The organism is Bradyrhizobium sp. Leaf396 (assembly GCF_001424605.1).
In the GTDB taxonomy this organism is placed as follows: domain Bacteria; phylum Pseudomonadota; class Alphaproteobacteria; order Rhizobiales; family Xanthobacteraceae; genus Bradyrhizobium; species Bradyrhizobium japonicum_C.
Genome location: NZ_LMQJ01000017.1, coordinates 85,079 through 102,880, shown reverse-complemented (window position 1 = coordinate 102,880; position 17,802 = coordinate 85,079). Strand labels below are relative to the sequence as shown.

Here is a 17,802-nt window from a genome sequence, read left to right as displayed (position 1 = left end):
GCGACCGCGTGCGGACGAGCGGCGCTGACAGGTTCGTCCCGCCGGTRCTCGATGGCAACGTGCACAAGGCCGTCGGAGCCGGTGGGGTCAAGCGAACCGCGCGTACGGCAAAACCGTGTGGTCCTGACCGTCGTTGCTACGGTCAAGCGTTGGCGAATGCGGCAGTCGCGTCAACCGGCGCGGCGCCGGTGAATTTCGCTGGGGCGAGGGAGGCCAGAAGGAACTCCAGGGAAGGCCGTGTGTTGGGCTTCACCTGTATGCTGCTGTGCGGTTTCCTGCGTGCACCTTTTTGCGCAGCAGACCGCGGGTGCCGCCGGCACCCGGCCTTCCCTGCGCCCTCTTGGACGAGAGGGCGGAGAGATCAAGCAAAGCTCGGGCGAAACACGCCGCGAGATCGGGCAGGCGTGTCTTGCCATCTCACGTTCGCTGTCATCGCCCGCGAAGACGGGCGATCCAGTATTCCGGAGGTCCGAGTGATTGGCCGAGCAGCCGCGGCGTACTGCATTCTCCGCCTTCGCGGGGAATGATGGCGACGATTGGAGCATTGGGAAAACGGGAGCGCCCGTGGACTTGCCACTCGCAATCCGGTTCAATGGGTCATCGAGCTTTCCGGCGAGCGGGCATGCCGGATCGCAAGCCGGCCGATGCCCAGGACATGCGAGACGCTGCCGCGCCACTTGCGCGAAACTGTCGGGAATGCTTTTTGCTTGGAAGTGAGCCGTGGGGCCGCTGGCCCTGATCCAGAGAGATGAGATGAGCAAACTCGTTATCCGTGCCGGCGACTTCACCTTCGATGCCCGCTTCGAGGAGGAGCTGGCGCCCAAAACCGTCGCCGCTTTCCGCAACGCGCTGCCGTTCGAAAGCCACATCATCCATGTGCGCTGGAGCGGCGAGGGCGTATGGATGCCGCTCGGCGACCTGGATTTCGGGGTCGGCTATGAGAACCACACCAGCTACCCCGCGCCCGGTCAGATCATCCTCTACCCCGGCGGTATCAGCGAGACCGAGATCCTGCTCGCCTATGGCGGCGTTCATTTCGCGAGCAAGATGGGCCAGCTCGCGGGTAACCACTTCATCACCCTGACCTCCGGGCTCGAGAATCTGGCGACGCTGGGCAAGAGCGTGCTGTGGAAGGGCGCGCAGCCGATTCGCTTCGAGGAAGTCTGAGTGACTGAGCCCCGCTACCCGCGCGATCTCCGCGGTTATGGCCGCAACCCGCCGCATCCGCAGTGGCCCGGCAACGCGCGGGTCGCAGTGCAGTTCGTCGTCAATTTCGAGGAGGGCGGCGAGAACAACATTTTGCATGGGGACCGAGCCTCGGAAGCCTTTTTGTCCGACGTCCTCGGCGCGCAGCCCTGGCCGGGCCAGCGCCACGCCAATATCGAATCGATGTTCGAATATGGCTCGCGCGCCGGCTTCTGGCGGTTGTGGCGGATGTTCAACGAGCGGAAGTGGCCGACGACCGTGTTCGGCGTCGCCACCGCGCTCAAGCGCAATCCCGAGATCGTCGCAGCGATGAAGGAATCGGGCTGGGACATCGCGAGCCACAGCCTGAAATGGATCGAGCACAAGGACATGACCGAGGCGCAGGAGCGCGCCGAGATTACGGAGGCGATCCGCGTCCACACCGAGGCAACAGGATCGCGGCCGCTCGGCTGGTACACGGGGCGCTCCTCGATCAACACCAACCGGCTGCTGATGGAGGAAGGCGGCTTCCTCTATCTCTGCGACTCCTATGCCGATGATCTGCCCTATTGGGTAAGGGGACCGGGCGGCAAGCAGCTCTTCATTCCCTACACGTTAGATGCCAACGACATGCGCTTCATCAACCCGCAAGGGTTTGCCGAAGGCGAACAGTTCTTCACCTACCTGAAGGACGCATTCGACGTGCTTTATGCGGAAGGGCAGACCGCACCGAAGATGATGTCGGTCGGCCTGCACTGCCGCCTCGCCGGCCGGCCCGGCCGCGCGGCGGGCCTGATCCGCTTCCTGGACTATATCGGCAAGCACGAGCGCGTCTGGGTGCCGACCCGATTGCAGATCGCGCAGCACTGGCACGACAAGCACGCCCATCTGGCCGCCGACGCATTCGAGATCGGGTGAGATGTCACAGATCTCGCTCGCCGATCTCAATGGCGCCAGCAGGGACGACTTCGTTGCGGCGCTTGCCGGCGTCGTCGAATGTTCGCCGTGGCTCGCCGGGCAGCTTGCGGCAAAGCGGCCCTTCACAGGCATCAATCAACTCCACGCCGCGCTGATTGCGGCGATCCAGAGCGCCGAGCCCGACGTTCAGCTGTCGTTGATCCGCGCCCATCCCGATCTCGCGAGCAAGACGCAACCTGCCGCCGGCCTTACGGCGGAAACGGCCGACGAGCAGAACAGAGCCGGGCTCGACCGGCTGTCGGAGCCCGAATACGCGGCGTTCGGGCGCGCCAACAACGCTTACCGCGTGAAGTTCGGCTTTCCCTATATCGTCTGCTTGCGCCGTCACACCAGGGATTCGGTGCTGCGCGACTGCGAGACGCGGCTGCTCAATATCGCGAAGACCGAGACGCGACGTGCCATCGAGGAAATCGGCCGCATCGCGGCGCTGCGCCTGGATCAGCTCGTCATTGCGGACGACAAGCTGAAGGTGCACGGCCGGCTCTCGACGCTTGTGCTGGACAATCAGATTGGCAAGCCGGCACCGGGCATCCCGGTTGAGCTCGTCGAGCTCGCGACCCTCGGCGAGAACCGCGTCATCGCGCGCGCGGTGACAAATGCCGACGGCCGCACCGACCAGCCGCTGATCGGCGGCCGTCCGCTGCCGATCGGCCGTTACGAACTCCGCTTCAGCGTCGCCAGATATTACGCCGAGCGAAACGTGCCACAGTCCGATCCGCCGTTCCTCGATGAGATCCCGCTGCGCTTTGCCGTCAGCGAGCCGGAAGGCCAGTATCACGTGCCGCTGCTGGTCACGCCGTGGAGCTATTCGACCTATCGCGGCAGCTAGAAAAATAGGCTCGTCGGCACGACGCCGTCGGTGGGATCGAGCGCAGCTTCAGTTCCGCCGCGCGCCATGCGGGCGGGGTAAGCCAGGCAAAAGTGGAAAGAGGGGGCAGCCACAAGTGCCGGGTGCTTCTGGCCACCCCCTCCGAACCTCCTCCGGGAGGAGCAGGTGATCCGGGAAATGCAAGAAGCGTGCTAGTTGCCCCGGAAGCCTGTCTTCGATGTCTTTCACATGGAAATTCATCCCGAGTATCTGGCCGTCATGAGGTGATCGCCGCCCCCGCAATCAATCGGCTGCGGTTCTGCCTAGGGATCGGGCACTTCCCGGCGGCTCCCGGGCGCATCCGCGCGAGGTCGCATGGCGTGTGGTCACATTCATGCTAATCACGCCTTGGTTGGGGCAAGCGCCGGGCGTGATTTGCTGCAGGGAACCCGGTCCGATTGTCGCCAGGACAGCGGCGGCGGTCAGAGAAGAGAAGGCTTGTTGAGATGGGGGCCGTCAGTGCCGTTCAAAGTGCATCGCTCGGCGAGGTGATCGTTCGCCGGATCAACGATCTGGCCGCAATCTCGGAGGAGGGCGGCAGCCTCACCCGCATCTACCTCACCACGGAGCTGCGCGAGGCAGCGGACCTCATCCTGAGCTGGATGCGCGAAGCAGGCATGAGCGCGCGCCTCGATGGGATCGGCAACGTCTGTGGCCGCTACGAAGGCGACCAGCCGGGTGCGCCATGCCTGATGCTCGGCTCGCACTACGATACCGTGCGCGATGCGGGCAAATGGGATGGGCCGCTGGGTGTGATCACGGCGATCTCTTGCGTCGCCGACCTCAACCGCCGCGGCAAGCGCCTGCCGTTTGCGATCGAGGTGGTCGGGTTTGCCGACGAGGAGGGGGTGCGTTTCGCCTCGACCTTGCTCGGAAGCCGTGCGGTGGCCGGGACCTTCGACGAGAATGTGCTGAACACGCGCGACCGCGATGGCGTTTCAATGCGCGATGCGCTCGTGCAGTTCGGGCTCGATCCCGACCGTATCGGCGCAGCGGCACGGACGCGGGGCGAACTGCTGGCCTATATCGAGTTGCACATCGAGCAGGGGCCGGTGCTGGAAGCACAGAACCTGCCCGTTGGCGTGGTTACAGCGATTGCCGGCGCCACGCGCCTTGCCGCGCGGCTGACCGGGATGGCCGGTCACGCCGGCACCGTCCCAATGCCGCTGCGCCGAGACGCGCTCGCCGGTGCGGCCGAATGCATCGGCGCGATCGAGCAGTTTTGCCGCACCGACGAGGGCGGCCTTGTCGGCACCGTCGGCCACATCCAGGCGAAGCCCGGTGCGACCAACGTCATTCCGGGCCAGGTGTCGTTCACCATAGACATGCGGGCGCCGACCGACGGGCATCGTAAGCGCGCGGTCACCGAAATCGTCCGCCAGATCGAGGCTATCGCCAAGCGCCGGCGGCTGGCGCTTCAACTCGATGTCACTCACGAGAACCGCACTGCACCGTGCGCGCCTTGGCTCCAGCAGCAGATCGCGCAGGCGATCGAGGCCGAAGGCTTTTCCGTCTTCGAGCTGCCGAGCGGAGCAGGGCACGACGGCATGGCGATGATCGACATTGCCGATGTCGGCATGATCTTCGTCCGCTGCCGCGGTGGCATCAGCCATCACCCGGATGAACATGTCGAACTCGCCGATGCCGACGCGGGCGCGCGGGTGCTGTTGCGGGTGATCGAGAATTTCAGGCCGCAGGAAGGTCGACGGCAGGCTGAAGAAGCCCCAGCCGAAGCAGCCAGGTCATCGTGAAGAAATACGAATCAGGCAGGCTTTGGATGGTGCCCGCACCATCGGAGTTGACCCGGCCAGGATATGAATAGCGATACCCCGTTGCCCTCAAACCGCAGAAGCCGATTCTACCAGGGTGCGGCTGCGACCGTTCTCGCCAACGCCCTCCAGGCGGTCAATTTTCTCGGTGATCGGTTCCTGAGAAGATCGGATCATTCGTTCACTGCCATCGGGGACCTCTATCGGCACTCGATGGAGAGTGCCTTTTCGCTGACCGAGGCTTTCCTCGTCACGGGCGCACCACACGCCTCCGCCTATTATCCCCGCGACTTCGCGTGGTTCTATCCTGATGTCCTCGATCCCGAAACCATCTTGGATGCGCAGGATGCTGTCCGGCGCGCTCGGCTGCTCGACAAGAGCGTCCGCTTGTTGCTGGACGCGGTTCGTGCCGGCGTCGTCACGACGACCATCGTCCCCGCGGGACGCGGCCGGTACCTCGGGGTGAATTATTTCTCGCGCCCGTCCGACACGCTGCTCGGCATTCTCGCCGGCCTCCAGCAGATGATCTCTGCCGAGGAGAGGAAACCGTCCTATCTCGCGATGTCGCAATGCGCGCATGCCGGCCGCTTGTTGCTGGCGGAGTATGGCGCCGACCTGAAGCGAGCCATTCTGCAGCTCGCAAGCGAGCTCGAACCGTTCGATGATGGCGGAACCAGGTCTTTGCTTTGCGATGTCAACGCACCCCGTTCCGCTGCGACAGACACCCGCGCCGAGCGCAAGCGCTTCGTAACCAATGCTTCTGTCTACACGACCTTCGTGTGGGGCGTGCAGCTCGGGATCGTCGGTGAGAACGAGCTGAAGCGGCTGCTCGGGCGAGACCTTGTGCAGTACAAGAGGGACCTGCTCCGCCTGTTTGGCAAGGACGGCTACATCAGGCATTCCCTGGAAGACCGGACGACCTCGCCGGCGTCATCAGTCGCACTGGATTTCGTCGGTGTGCATCGCGGATTCTGGACCATGAGCGATGCGAGCGAGCGGGCGCTGTTCGCTGCCACGGCGGATCTGATCATCGCGGAACCGCGGTTTCGTATCCCCAGCACGTTTCATTTCCTGGTGTCGGCCGACAATCCCAGGAACAAGATGATCCACAAGATTGCCGCACCTGCCTATCAGGGGCGCTCCTCCTGGCCGACGTTCAACGTCGAGTTCGCAGATCGCATGCTGGATTATGACGAGTTCACGGGGCGCGATACCTACCGCGCCTGCGCACAAGGAATATTGAAGGACATTCGGACTGCGACCGAGGTCCACGGCGGCTATCAGGAGCTGATTTCCGAACAGGGGCTGAAGTACCGCACCTGGGCCTATAAGGGCGCCGTGGCCCATTCCTGGTTCCCGCGCTTTCTGTCGGTCTGGAGGCGGGCGTACGGGACGCCGCTCCTCCGGTGGGATTGAGCGATCCGGTCCTGTTGCGCGCCGCTATGCCGCGAGATCCAGCAGCCGGCATGACCCGCGCACGAGCACCTTGCGTCCCGTCGGCGTCATCGACGGTACGCCGTCATTGACGTCCACGAGACCAAGCTTCACGAGGCTTTCGATCAGGTAGGCCTTCGAGAGGCGACCACTCGACGTGGCGTTGCGGAGCGTGCGCAGAGCGTCCCATTGGTCCGGGGTAAGATCGAAATCGACGTCGTTGCTCATTGTGCCTCAAACGATAGCCCAGTCGCGCGCCCCTGTTAGCGGAGCTGCATGAAGACCATGCGACGACAATGAGTCCGGAATTCGGTGAACTGTTTAGAACGTCTCTTCACTAATTGCGGCAGTCCGTTGCTGTCCAAGCGTTGCATGAGCAGATCGTCGAAAGCGCCAATCAAATATCGATGATCGAAGCTTGATGTTGCGGTGCGAATTGCCGCAGTGCACGGGAAGCATCGCTGTCCCTTCGCCGCGATATGCATAGAAATGACGCGGCGAGCCGTGCAGGACTCTGTTACACTCATTTGCAGGCGATTGGCTTCACAGGAGGAGTGGAGTGCATGAACAAGCTGGTTGAAATTCGCAGTCAGGAATTTCTATGCCGTGAGCGCGCGGCGCTCGACTCCGAACGTCGTGTATTCTGGCTCGCACAGGCCCAGGAATGGGAGCAGCGTGCGCTCGATGAAATCGCCTATCACTTCCGGGAGTGCAATCTCGCGCAGGCCGAGCGGAACGCGGCCTGACACCGCTGGTTTTTGCTTACTGATACGTCGCTACGATATCGGACACGGCGCGCTCGAGCTGCTGTGCGGTGGCGCATTGGCGCACGACGCTGCAAAAGGTCGCGTAGCGCGGCATCTCGGAATCGCCAAAGCCCCAGGCGAGCCGCCCCTCGGGATTGAGCCAGACCAGCCGCTTGGAGCGCTCGGAGATGCGGCGCAAAATGTCGGCACGCGGGTCGAGATTGTTGCTGCGGGCGTCGCCGAGCACGATCACGGTGGTCCGAGGCGTCAGCGTGCTCATGAACTCCTTCTCGAAATCGACCAGCGAAGAGCCGTAATCTGACGAGCCAAAACCGACCTTGGACATGATCTCGGACATCGCCTCCTCCGGCGACTTCGATTCCAGGATTTCACTGACCTCGATCAGATGGGAGGAGAAGGCGAAGGAGCGGACGTCGTCGACCACCTCGTGCAATGAGTGGATCAGCAGCAGGAAGAAGTCTGAGACTTGAGCGACCGACCCGGAGACGTCGCATAGCGCGACGATCTTCGGTCGGTCACGATGCTTGCGCTTCCATGCCGTGAGGAAGGGAATGCCGCCCCAGGCCGCATTGCGGCGGAGCGTGCGGCGCACGTCGAGATGGCCGCGGCGCTGGCGCTTGCGTGGCTTCGAGTAGCGCTCTCGCAGCCGGCGCGCGATCTGGCGAATGAGTGCGCGCATCTCGGCGACCTGGCGCCGCTCGATGCGAGCAAGCGGCGCGTTGCGCAGGATCTCATTGCGGAGGTTCTCGGCCTCCTCGCGGGCGTAGAGTGCAAGCCCCTGGGAGACCGTATCGCGCACGGCTTCGCGCAAGCCGTCGAGTGCGGCGCGCAGGCGCTCGGCCAGGGCCGGATTGGTCGCGGTCAGCTCGTCGAGGTCGTCGCGCAGGCGCTGAAGGCCCATCGCGTCGAGTATGCGGCTTGAGAAGATGCCGCGCTGAGTGGAATAGCGGATGTCGGACAGGGAGGCCGCACCGGAGGCGCTGGCGATGGCGGCTGCGATCGCATTGCGGTCCTGCGAAAGCAGCATCTGGGCGAGCGGGCCCAAACCCTGGGAAGGCTGACCTTCGCCAGCATCGCCGGGAGCGTCGGAGGGGGGCGACTGATCCGCATCGGGCGAAGTGTCGTCGTTGTCCGCCTCGGGCTGGTCCTGCCTCGGCTCCGGCTGACTGAAGAAGAGATCAAAGCAATCGCCGAGAGCGAGCTTCTCGTCCTGTGACTTGGCGAGTGTCAGGAGCAGCGCGTCGCGCAGGATTGCGCGGTCGGAGAGGCCGACCTGCGCGACTGCTCGCATCGCATCGATGCTTTCCGCAGGCGAGACGTGAACGCCGGCGCCCCGTGCCGCCCGAAAGAAACGATGGAGGTTCTCGCGCATCGGCGTCAACCGAAGACGTTGGACCGTGCCGCCTTGGCAATGAAGGTCGTCACTTGCGGCGTTGCAGCCTCGATGTCGGCTTCGTATTTCAGGAGCACGTTGAGCGTGTCCTTGACGATCTCGGAATCGAGTTCGGAAGCCTGGAGCAGCACCAGCACGCGCGCCCAGTCGATGGTCTCGCTGACCGAGGGCAGCTTCTTCAGATCGAGCGAGCGGATCTCGTGGATGAAGCCGACCATCTGCCGTCGCAGCGCCTGCGAGATGCCGGGCACGCGGCTTTCGACGATCCGCTCCTCCAGCCGCTGCTCGGGAAAGCCTATATGCAGATGCAGGCAGCGGCGCTTCAACGCGTCCCCGAGGTCGCGCTCGCTGTTGGAGGTGAGGATCACGGTTGGCGGCGTGATGGCCGAAACGGTTCCAAGCTCGGGAATGGTGACCTGGAAGTCGGACAGGATCTCCAGCAGCAGCGATTCGAACTCAGCGTCTGACTTGTCGATCTCGTCGATCAGCAGCACGCAGCCGCCCGGCTGCTCCAGCGCCTGGAGCAGGGGACGTGGCTCGACAAACTCCTTGGAGAAGAACACGTCGCCGAAATCGTGCAGCTGGTCGAGCGCGGCGTGCAACGTCTGCGCGCCGCCGAGAACCTCACCGAGCTTGTCCTTCAGGATCTGCGTATAGAGAAGCTGCTTGGCGTACTTCCACTCATAGAGCGCCTTGGCCTCGTCGAGGCCCTCGTAGCATTGCAGGCGGATCATCTTCATGCCGCGCCAGGCAGCGATCGCCTTGGCGAGCTCGGTCTTGCCGACGCCGGCAGGCCCCTCGACCAGGATCGGCTTCTCGATCTGCTGCGACAAATAGACGGCCGTCGCGATCTGCCGGCTCGCGATGTAACCTTGCGCGGCGAGGCCGCTTTCCACTGCCTCGATCGACGTCGAGGGCTTCTGATCAGCCACGAATGGGCGCTCCCAAGGGTCCAAGTGAGGCTTGTTCTGCCTGCGTTCCCGGCAAAGAACAAGCCTCGTTTGGGAGACATCAGATGCGCGTGAGCGGCATTTTTTCCGTTCCGCGCAAATAGTTAGGCAGCTCGCCGTTCGCGAAATCAGTGCCGCAGCTGCTCCGGTTTGCGGATTGTCTGCCTGACCTCGGCGCCGCAATCGGCGCATTCATAAACGAAGTCGATTCTGGCGAGACCCCAATGCGGCTCGACCTCGCGCACATACATCGGCAGGAACCCCATGCAGGCGGGGCAATTCACGGGCGGGACCTCGACATCCTGATGATGCTGAACGTAAGCTGGCATCTCCGCTCTCCTTCGCAGGCGACCCACCAAACCCCACGCGAAGCTACTGCCGGCTAGCCCGGAGCCCTCATCAACTCTTTCGAACACAGGTGGAACGGCTAATGTTTGCCGTTCGCTGTGACATTCTGGTTACGGCTCTGTACTGTCCAGGGTGGGCCAAATGCCTGTTTCGCTGGCCAATTCCGTGTTCGGACCTTCACCTCAACGATAAGGGAGCAACGCCCATGACGCATGCCATTCGATTTCACAAGACCGGTGGGCCGGAAGTTCTGGTCTGGGAGGAGGTCAGCGTCGGCAAGCCTGGACCCGGCGAAGCCCGCATCCGCCACACCGCTGTCGGTCTCAATTTCGTCGATATCTATAACCGTTCGGGCTTGTATCCGGCGCAACTGCCGAGCGGGCTCGGTAGCGAGGCAGCCGGTATCGTGGAGGAGGTCGGCCCGGATGTTACCGATCTGAAGCCGGGCGACCGTGTCGCTTATGGCGCCTCGCCGCTCGGAGCTTACTCCGAGGCGCGGCTGATCCCCGCCGACCGGCTGTTGAAATTGCCTGACGGCGTCGACGACAAGACCGCGGCGGCGATGATGCTCAAGGGGCTGACGACGCAATATCTGATCCGGCAGACCTATAGGGTGAAGGCGGGCGATACCATTCTGCTTCATGCCGCGGCCGGTGGTGTTGGTCTGATCCTGAGCCAATGGGCCAAGCATCTCGGCGCGACCGTGATCGGCACGGTCAGCAGCGATGAGAAGGCCAAGCTGGCCAAGGCGCATGGTTGCGACCATGTGATCATCTATACACGAGAGGATTTCGTTAAGCGGGTTGACGAAATCACCGGCGGCAAGAAGGTGCCGGTGGTTTACGATTCCGTGGGCAAGGACACGTTCCTGAAATCGCTGGATTGCCTCGCGCCCCTCGGCGTCGCGGCGCTGTTCGGTCAATCGTCCGGCGTGGTCGAGCCGCTCAATCTTGGCCTGCTGGCGCAGAAGGGCTCGCTTTACGTCACGCGTCCGACGCTGTTCACCTACGCCGCCAAACGCGAAAGCCTGGTCGCGATGGCGAACGAACTGTTCGATGTCGTCAAGTCCGGTGCGGTCAAGATCGAGGTGCACCAGACCTATCCGTTGAAGGAGGCCGCAAAGGCGCACGCCGACCTGGCGGCACGCAAAACCACGGGATCGACAGTTCTGTTGGTGTAATCCCCGACCGGGCGGTGACGCAGGCTACCTGGCCTGCGTCATGACCGTTCGTGCTTGCGCAGATCGCGGGTGTGATCAAGGTCGATTGCCTGGAGGTCTATATCCTCAGGCGGGATCTGGGGCAGGGCGGCCTCAGTTAGCATGGCCTCGGTCACGTCCTCGACCGCATTCTCCAGGATCTCGTGGATGAACGAGATGTTCTGGTATTCGCCCGAGGCGATGCGCGAGATGACTTCGCGCCTCGTGATCTCCGGATCGACGACCGCCTCGCGGCCCCGCCGCCCATAGTCGATCATCACGACGAAGTATTGCATGAAACGATCCTGCCGCGCCCCGTGGTCGTAGCGCGGCAGAGTATTGTCGGAAACCGGAATTTTGTCAATGGTCATTTCTGAAAATGCGAAATGGCCGGCTGCAGCTCCATCACTTGCCCTTCTTGCGGGGCCGCGCCGATTTCGCGCGCAGTCGTTCGAGTTGCCCCTTGGGCATGGACAGGCAGATCTCCCCGACCCAGTCGAGCTTGACCCCGACGATCGGCTTGGCATTGAAGCTCGTGAGGTTGACGACAGAGGGTGATTTTCCCCGCTCGATGGTTTTCAGATAGCGCTCGCCGGTCTTGAGCCGAACCACCGCCTCTTCACCGTAGAAGCTCGACAACGGATGGCGCTGATCCTTGTAGACCACGATCACGTCGCCGCTTTCGTATTTTGGCAGCATCGAATCGCCCACGATCTCGAATGCGATCGTCTCTTCCATGATCGGGAAGGGCAACGTGACGTCGCCGAGACCTTCCGGGGGGACCTGTTCATAGTCCGGCTCGATCACCGCGCCGGCTCCGACCCGGCCCATGATCGGCGCAAGATTGAGCTCGAGATATTCCATGATCGGAATGATCTCCGAGGCTTTTACCAAGCGCTCGCCGCCGAGAATCTCCGAGACCGCCCCGGGGCGCACGCCCATGGCCGCCGCCAGGCCGCCCTTGCTCTTGCCCGTTTTCTCCAGGCCCCGCTCGATCATAGCAACGTCCAACATGGTGATTCCCTCGATTGCGCACCTGGCCTCTTGTAATCCGAAATTCGGAATTGATGCAATTATGAATATCAGAATTGTCGCTTGACTCTCTATTCGGAATACCGGAATGTATGCTCCGCCTTCCGTCGTTCGATCGGAGGCGGCGCATCACAGGACAGCAGCATGGAACCGGGCCATTGGCCGTCGGAGCACTCCGACGCGCTTCGCGACTATTTTCTCAAAGGCATGTCTTATGCGGAGATCGGGAGACAGCTAAACGCACGATTCGGAACGGCTTACACGCGCAGCGCGGTGGTCGGCCGCGCCAAGCGGCTCGGGCTCGTCCTGCCGGAATGGATGACAAGCCCGTCGATCGCGCCATCGTGGCCGGGCGAGGCCAGCCCGCTTGCGCCACGGCGCGTAGCCTTGCCGAACCTGAATCTGCCGCCGAAATCGGCAATGAAGCCCGCCCAACGGGTGAAGCTGCGCTGTGTCGGCGTCCAGCCGCGCCTGATACCGCTCGTCGAACTCGAGCCGGCCGACTGCCACTACCCCTATGGCGGCGACAAGGACGGCGAGGAGATTGCCTTCTGTGGCCACCCCCGCCAGCCGGCGTCCAGCTATTGCGCACCGCATGCTCGCTTGACGCGTCGCTCTGGCACGCCGTCCGCCCGTGTCGCCGGGCGGGTCGTGCTGAGGCTGGTCGGCGTCCCTTGAGAGTGCCGCCTTCGTTCGATCGTCAATTTTGCAAGGAGTAGCCCAGTGGCACGTGCCCGACGCAACAAGTCTTACAAACTGGCGCAGATCTACGACCGGCGGTCGAGGGAGGTGCCGTTCAATGCCGAGCTGGCGGAGGTGGAGGTCGACAATCCGCTCGCGCTCGATTCAGGCGAGAAGATCCTGGCTATGCGGTCGATCCGCAGCGATCCGCTCGGCCGGCTGCATGCGCACCACCAGATCGACGAAGCGCAATACCGCGGCGGGCGCGCCTTTCAGAACGATTGGGAGCGGGCTGAGCGGGGGCCTCAGGCGGTGGACACGACCCGCGAATATGTCGATGGCACCAGCACGCGCGAGCCGGTCACCGAGAGCCAGCGAAAGGCGGTGCTGCGGCTGAACCGGGTCGAGCGCGAGCTCGGGACTGACGGCGCCGCGCTGGTGCACGATGTGCTGGTGCTGGGTCTGACCATGGATCAGATCGGGCAGCGTCGTGCCGTCCGTACGCAGCGCTGGAACGACTATTTTGGGCGCCGCTTTCGCGAATGCCTGGATCGGCTGGCGCTGATCTACGGCTTTGCGACGGAAGCTGGGACGCTGCGTCCGGACCGGCGGAGATGATTGCGGCACGCCGGCGGTCTCGGCCGCCGACGTGACCGACCCTGCTTACGGATGAGGCAGTATCCTGTACGGCGTGGTGTAGGGCTCGACGCGAAGCGACGCGTTGGCCAAAAGACCGATCTTGGCGGTCGGCGCCTGCTGCAGTTCGCCGTTCGGGCCTCGACGCACATTGTATTGCCAAACCGTGAGGTCGCCTTTCTGTGCCAGCGCGCGTGCAACGGCGCTCGCATCGTTGCCGCCAAGCGCCTGAAGCTCCTCCGCCGACAATCCGACGACAATTTCGTCCTTGACGGTAACGATCTTGAAGAGGTTCATCTTTGTCTCCTGGGCCCATGCGCCTTGTACCGAGAGGGTGAGAAGCGCGACTGCAGCGCCCTTGATGAGATCGCAGCGAGAAAGCATGCCTTTGTCCTTTGATGGTGTACGCTCCAGATTTCTCCAGCGGGGGCGCCGTGATCTGCGTGTCCGTTCTGCAATCGCTTTGTCGTTTGTTTCTGAACGGCGGTTCACGGATGGAAAGCAAATCGGGCCCGATGAGGCTCGCTGAGGGTATCGCGGCCACTCACCGGAGGCCGATGGGCGTGAAGATCACGCGGTCCTGCCATCGACGATACAACCTCCGCACGTCACTCAACAGCTACGTGTATACGCTGCCAAGCGTCTGTTGGTGTCCGCAAATGTCCATTCACATAGGAAACAAAAGCGAAGCGCAGCGCCAACGGCGCTCAAGACTGTATACGTGTTCGATGCAGCTTCTTGACGCAGGTGGGTGACGGCCGTCGATATTCCTGTTATCCGGAATCGCCGTGGTTCGGTGCAGAAGAAGCATCGTACCCGAGCCGGGCTTGCTGGAGGAGTTGTTCCTTGGCATAATTACAACCAATTCTGTCGCTTGGGTGCAGTTCAGCGTGCCAGCCTGGCGGGCGCCCCCGGCCGAGAGTTCGTCGCGACAGGTTCTGTTGCGACGTTCGGTTCTTGAGTGGATCGCGAGGGCCGATGCTTGTCATAGGTGCGAGATGAAAGACCTCAATTTCGCCGCCGAGCTGCATCTCAAGCTCGGCGTGCCTGCAAGCGGCACCGTCGAGAGCCTGCGCCTGCTCCGCGCGTTTCTGAAGCTCGCGCCTCGACAGCGTTTCGAAGTGATCAAGCTGGTCGAAGATCTGGCCACCGAGGAAGCTCTTCCTGAGCACCCCTTGTCCTAAAGTCTGGCCGCGCGCCGGACCCAGGCTGCATCCATCCATTTTCCTCATACACCCGTCAGCGGGTGTCATCCCCCTCGGCTGGCCGCTGGAAGGTGGTCCGGCAAATGTGGTATCCAGTTCGAAAAAGGGAGAGTGCGACCATGATCGAACCGAAACTCGAAGTTCCGGCCGAGCTGCGCGACTTGGCAGAGAAGACGATCGACCAGGCGGAAAAGGCCTTCGGCATGTTTTTTGAAGCCGCCAGCAAATCAATGTCATCCGTTCCGGGCGCGGGGACGGAGGTATCGAAGCAGGCGCTCGCTTTTACCGAGCAGAACATGAAGTCGGCCTTTGAGCATGCGCGCAAGCTTGTACATGCCACCGATTTGCAGGAAGCGATGCGTATCCAGTCCGATTTCCTGCGCAGTCAGTTCACGAGCGCGGGAGATCACATGCGCCAAATGACGGGCAGTCTCATGCAACCAGGCAAGGACAAGTCTTGACTCTCGCTGTGTGTACGGCGTGCCCACAACTTGATCTTGTGCGATGTTAAGATCCGCGCTTCGATACTCACGCAGGTCCATGATGGGCCACCGAACGACTCCATTCGCCGTCCGTCATCCCTTCTGCTGATCCCTGCCGGTCCTCCGGCAGGGATTTGCACTTGTAGCGGATCGCTTTCGTCCGGTGACCGCTAGACCGCAAGGAGATCGGTGGGAGTCGTCTGCGGCTTTGAGCACGGTCTCTTCCGAAAAGCGCTCCACGCTTCGTGCCAACGTGAGCTTCGGATCCGGATCACGCTCTATCGCAGCGATGCGATGTAGGCCGCAATATCCGCGGCTTCGGCTCGGCTCAAGGGAAAGTTCGGCATCTTCGGGTGCGGATCGAGCAGGAAGAAGGCGAGCCTTTCCGGACTGAAGTCCTGCCTGCGCGCAACGGACGGAAAGGAGGGAACATCGGCGCTCGCCTGGGTCTGCCCGTTCGCCACGACATGACAGCTCGCGCACCAGCGCCTGGCAAGGTCGGCGCCGTGATCGGCGTCAGCGGCCAGGGCGGACGTACCGACGCCAGAGACTACGCCAATCAGGAGGCAAATCCTTCTTACGTGCCGGGACATGGGCAATCTTTCTACGTTCGCTCGCGTCTGCCGCGCTCAACCGCAGCATGATCCTGGAAACTGCGAGAGGTCAATGCGGGCGATGACCGACCGGAACAGCTTGCGGGTCGAACGATAGAGATGCCGTACGAATGCGGGCACTCTTGCCGCGGCCAGGCCAAGGCTCTTCGTATCAAGGCTTGCGGTATAGTGCGACACTTGTCTCTCCGAGGCCATGTTGTTCTTCTAGCGTGCCGCTTGGGAGCCGCCTTGATCTGCCGCAAAGCTTCTCCGCTAACATTCGCCGGTTCATGATCATTCAAATCGGTGACTTGCTCACGATCTTCGACCGGCAGTTACGCAAGTTCTGAGCAGGGCCGCGAAAGCGGTCGCCCTGCCATGGCGCCGTTCTGCGACAGGGCGGCTAAAGGCAGCCGGCCTTGCCGCGTTCGGGGCAGAGCCGGAATGCGCTCGACAGCGTGAAAAGGAAGCGTGGGCTGCGACGCTCGTTGTCAGGTGCCCGGTAGCTCAAGGGGACAGCCACGCCTAAGTCGGCATGGAGATCGTCAGGGAGGAAGAAGCGCACACCGGCTCCGGCAGATGTGAGCGACAGGCCATCGCTCAGGCGGTAGCCGTGGTTCCAGACGGCGCCCGCGTCGCCGAAGGCATAGAGCTGATAGCCGGTCCAGTAGCGGAAATTGAGCTTCTGATCGAAGCGCAGCTCGATCGTGCCGGCAAGACCGTTGTCGCCGCTGATCTCGGCTGCGCCATAGCCTCGGCCGAAAGCCGCGCCGCCAAGATAGAACTGCTGCGAAGTGAATAATGGCCGTGACGCGGTTTGGCTCGCAGCCGAGACCTTGATCGACCAGGCATCGTTGAGTGTCTGGTGGCGCGTGAACCACAAGCTCAGCACCGAGAAGTTCGACGAGGCGCCAGCGCGCGATAGCAGATCGTCGTCGAAATGTGATGCGCCAAAGATGTCCAGGCCTTGCCGGAAGCTCGCCGTCGCGAAATTGGTGCCGCCGAAGCCGTCTTGAAGCCTATAGTCGGCGGTCAGGCTCGCCGTCCTGATGTGGTCGTTGTACCACGGCCCGTAAAGGTCATGCTCGGACACATTGCTGAAGGTCATCGCGGCTGTCAGCGTGAGCGTGGACGATTGCGACTGCAGCGGAACGGTGCTGGCACGCAGCTCGAATGCTTCGGTCGTGGTGATGTCGCTGTCGAGGCGTCGGGCGTCGCCGGGCCTCACCGCGCTGTACAGCACCGATGCGCCGAGGCGCAAACCATCGACACCGACCGGCGCGTCGTAGGACATCCGCGCGAAGCCGAGCTCGCGCGGATCGTTGGCAATGGTCGACAGGTTGACCGAAAGGGTGTCGCCGGGCGTGAGGTAGGAATTGAACGCGCCGGTCGCGTAGGTTTGCCAGGGGCCGACCGACGATGATCCGAGATTGTCGAGGCCAAAGGAGGAGAAGACGTGCCAGGTCTTCAAATAGACGATCAGGCGGAAGCGGCCCGTCGTGCCGCCGATCTCCTCCAGCGCGGTATCGGTGATCCGGACGCCCGGTCTGCCGTTGATCAGGAACAGTTGGCGTTCGAGCGTTGCAAGGCGCGAGGGTTGTTCGGCCAGAATCGGCCCGAGCATCGGCCTGACGCCGAACTGTTCGGCGCCATCGCCTTTCAGCTCGGCTTGCACAATGGCGCCTTCGATAATTTGGATCCGGACCCGGCCGTCGGCGATATCCTGCGGCGGCACGATTGCGCGACTTAAGTGGAATCCGGCCTCGCGGTACAGTTCGCTGATCGCGCCGGCAATCGCAGCGAGATTGGCCTGAGAGACCTTCTTGGCAAGGTAGGTCTGATAGACCGCGGCGATGCGATCGCGGGAGATGGCGTGAGCGCCAATGACGTCGATGCCGCGCAGCACAAATTGCGGCTTGGCATCCCCGCCCGGAGTGGGCTGTCCGACGCTCGGCAACCGGACCGGTGGCCGGCCGAGGGATTCCTGCTCGGTCTGGTTATCAAAGTACTTCTCAGGCTGGCGCGGATCGAAGCCCGGCTGGTTCGCCTGTTGTGCGGATGCTTGCAGGGCCCCTGCGAAAATTGGTGCTAACAGCCCGAGAACGCTAAGCAGGTGCCATGTCACACCCCGCACCGCGATCCAGACTCCGTAGTTTAACGGAGATTTCCCGAAAGCTCGGTAAGGGTTCGTTAGCCGCATGATTTTTAATAGTTTTTTATGGTCAATGATTGGTTAAGGCGCCCGCGCGGCTGGCCGACACCTGCTAATTCTCTCTTGAGTGA

20 protein-coding genes are annotated in these 17,802 nt (G+C 62.7%); 11 read left to right on the top strand and 9 right to left on the bottom strand.

What is annotated here, in order from left to right; translation table 11 throughout:
* The first annotated feature begins 753 nt into the window (after positions 1-753).
* The 5 genes from ASG57_RS18205 to ASG57_RS18185 all read left to right on the top strand — a co-directional run bounded on the left by ASG57_RS18205 (position 754) and on the right by ASG57_RS18185 (position 6,216).
* Positions 754-1,167 (top strand): DUF3830 family protein, encoded by a 414-nt coding sequence (locus tag ASG57_RS18205; protein WP_024343299.1) that lies wholly within the window; start codon positions 754-756, stop codon positions 1,165-1,167.
* On the top strand, positions 1,168-2,103 hold the full coding sequence (gene puuE, locus ASG57_RS18200; RefSeq protein ID WP_024343298.1) for an allantoinase PuuE: 936 nt from the start codon (positions 1,168-1,170) through the stop codon (positions 2,101-2,103).
* 1 nt (position 2,104) lies between these two features.
* The gene (uraD, locus tag ASG57_RS18195; protein ID WP_024343297.1) at positions 2,105-2,992 is read left to right on the top strand and encodes a 2-oxo-4-hydroxy-4-carboxy-5-ureidoimidazoline decarboxylase; all 888 of its coding nucleotides are present in this window, start codon (positions 2,105-2,107) and stop codon (positions 2,990-2,992) included.
* A gap of 485 nt (positions 2,993-3,477) precedes the next feature.
* Positions 3,478-4,782, top strand: coding sequence for an allantoate amidohydrolase (locus ASG57_RS18190; protein WP_057196913.1), 1,305 nt, complete (start codon positions 3,478-3,480; stop codon positions 4,780-4,782).
* A 63-nt stretch (positions 4,783-4,845) separates the two neighbouring features.
* Positions 4,846-6,216, top strand: a complete 1,371-nt coding sequence (locus tag ASG57_RS18185; RefSeq protein ID WP_057196912.1) for a hypothetical protein — start codon at positions 4,846-4,848, stop codon at positions 6,214-6,216.
* Positions 6,217-6,240: 24 nt separating this feature from the next.
* On the opposite strand, the gene ASG57_RS18180 is transcribed toward ASG57_RS18185, so the two are convergent.
* Positions 6,241-6,462, bottom strand: a complete 222-nt coding sequence (locus ASG57_RS18180) for a hypothetical protein (protein ID WP_024343294.1) — start codon at positions 6,460-6,462, stop codon at positions 6,241-6,243.
* A gap of 335 nt (positions 6,463-6,797) precedes the next feature.
* On the opposite strand from ASG57_RS18180, the gene ASG57_RS18175 reads away from it, so the two are divergent.
* Positions 6,798-6,980: a hypothetical protein gene (locus tag ASG57_RS18175; RefSeq protein ID WP_024343293.1), complete on the top strand. Its 183-nt coding sequence runs from the start codon at positions 6,798-6,800 to the stop codon at positions 6,978-6,980.
* A gap of 16 nt (positions 6,981-6,996) precedes the next feature.
* On the opposite strand, the gene ASG57_RS18170 is transcribed toward ASG57_RS18175, so the two are convergent.
* The 3 genes from ASG57_RS18170 to ASG57_RS18160 all read right to left on the bottom strand — a co-directional run bounded on the left by ASG57_RS18170 (position 6,997) and on the right by ASG57_RS18160 (position 9,673).
* Positions 6,997-8,373, bottom strand: a complete 1,377-nt coding sequence (locus tag ASG57_RS18170) for a vWA domain-containing protein (protein WP_057196919.1) — start codon at positions 8,371-8,373, stop codon at positions 6,997-6,999.
* Positions 8,374-8,378: 5 nt separating this feature from the next.
* Positions 8,379-9,326, bottom strand: a complete 948-nt coding sequence (locus ASG57_RS18165) for an AAA family ATPase (protein ID WP_057196911.1) — start codon at positions 9,324-9,326, stop codon at positions 8,379-8,381.
* A 146-nt stretch (positions 9,327-9,472) separates the two neighbouring features.
* Positions 9,473-9,673, bottom strand: a complete 201-nt coding sequence (locus tag ASG57_RS18160) for a hypothetical protein (RefSeq protein WP_024343290.1) — start codon at positions 9,671-9,673, stop codon at positions 9,473-9,475.
* A 224-nt stretch (positions 9,674-9,897) separates the two neighbouring features.
* Between ASG57_RS18160 and ASG57_RS18155 the strand changes: the two genes are divergently transcribed.
* Positions 9,898-10,872 (top strand): quinone oxidoreductase family protein, encoded by a 975-nt coding sequence (locus ASG57_RS18155; RefSeq protein ID WP_024343289.1) that lies wholly within the window; start codon positions 9,898-9,900, stop codon positions 10,870-10,872.
* Between the two features lie 38 nt (positions 10,873-10,910).
* On the opposite strand, the gene ASG57_RS18150 is transcribed toward ASG57_RS18155, so the two are convergent.
* Together ASG57_RS18150 and ASG57_RS18145 are read right to left on the bottom strand one after the other, a co-directional pair.
* Positions 10,911-11,186: a hypothetical protein gene (locus tag ASG57_RS18150; RefSeq protein ID WP_057196918.1), complete on the bottom strand. Its 276-nt coding sequence runs from the start codon at positions 11,184-11,186 to the stop codon at positions 10,911-10,913.
* Between the two features lie 109 nt (positions 11,187-11,295).
* Positions 11,296-11,904, bottom strand: a complete 609-nt coding sequence (locus ASG57_RS18145) for a S24 family peptidase (protein WP_024343287.1) — start codon at positions 11,902-11,904, stop codon at positions 11,296-11,298.
* Positions 11,905-12,066: 162 nt separating this feature from the next.
* Between ASG57_RS18145 and ASG57_RS18140 the strand changes: the two genes are divergently transcribed.
* Both ASG57_RS18140 and ASG57_RS18135 read left to right on the top strand, forming a co-directional pair.
* On the top strand, positions 12,067-12,600 hold the full coding sequence (locus ASG57_RS18140; RefSeq protein WP_024343286.1) for a GcrA family cell cycle regulator: 534 nt from the start codon (positions 12,067-12,069) through the stop codon (positions 12,598-12,600).
* A 45-nt stretch (positions 12,601-12,645) separates the two neighbouring features.
* Positions 12,646-13,221 (top strand): hypothetical protein, encoded by a 576-nt coding sequence (locus ASG57_RS18135; RefSeq protein ID WP_024343285.1) that lies wholly within the window; start codon positions 12,646-12,648, stop codon positions 13,219-13,221.
* Between the two features lie 45 nt (positions 13,222-13,266).
* On the opposite strand, the gene ASG57_RS18130 is transcribed toward ASG57_RS18135, so the two are convergent.
* A complete protein-coding gene (locus tag ASG57_RS18130) occupies positions 13,267-13,623 on the bottom strand; it encodes a hypothetical protein (protein WP_024343284.1) in 357 nt (118 codons plus the stop codon).
* Between the two features lie 614 nt (positions 13,624-14,237).
* Here ASG57_RS18130 and ASG57_RS18125 point away from each other — a divergent pair.
* On the top strand, positions 14,238-14,423 hold the full coding sequence (locus tag ASG57_RS18125) for a hypothetical protein (RefSeq protein WP_024343283.1): 186 nt from the start codon (positions 14,238-14,240) through the stop codon (positions 14,421-14,423).
* 140 nt (positions 14,424-14,563) lie between these two features.
* Entirely contained in the window at positions 14,564-14,905 is a 342-nt protein-coding gene (locus ASG57_RS18120) for a phasin (protein WP_024343282.1), read from the top strand.
* 299 nt (positions 14,906-15,204) lie between these two features.
* Here ASG57_RS18120 and ASG57_RS18115 read toward each other — a convergent pair whose 3' ends face one another.
* Positions 15,205-15,519, bottom strand: a complete 315-nt coding sequence (locus ASG57_RS18115) for a c-type cytochrome (protein WP_024343281.1) — start codon at positions 15,517-15,519, stop codon at positions 15,205-15,207.
* A 403-nt stretch (positions 15,520-15,922) separates the two neighbouring features.
* Positions 15,923-17,719, bottom strand: coding sequence for a ShlB/FhaC/HecB family hemolysin secretion/activation protein (locus ASG57_RS18110; RefSeq protein WP_024343280.1), 1,797 nt, complete (start codon positions 17,717-17,719; stop codon positions 15,923-15,925).
* Positions 17,720-17,802 lie beyond the last annotated feature (83 nt).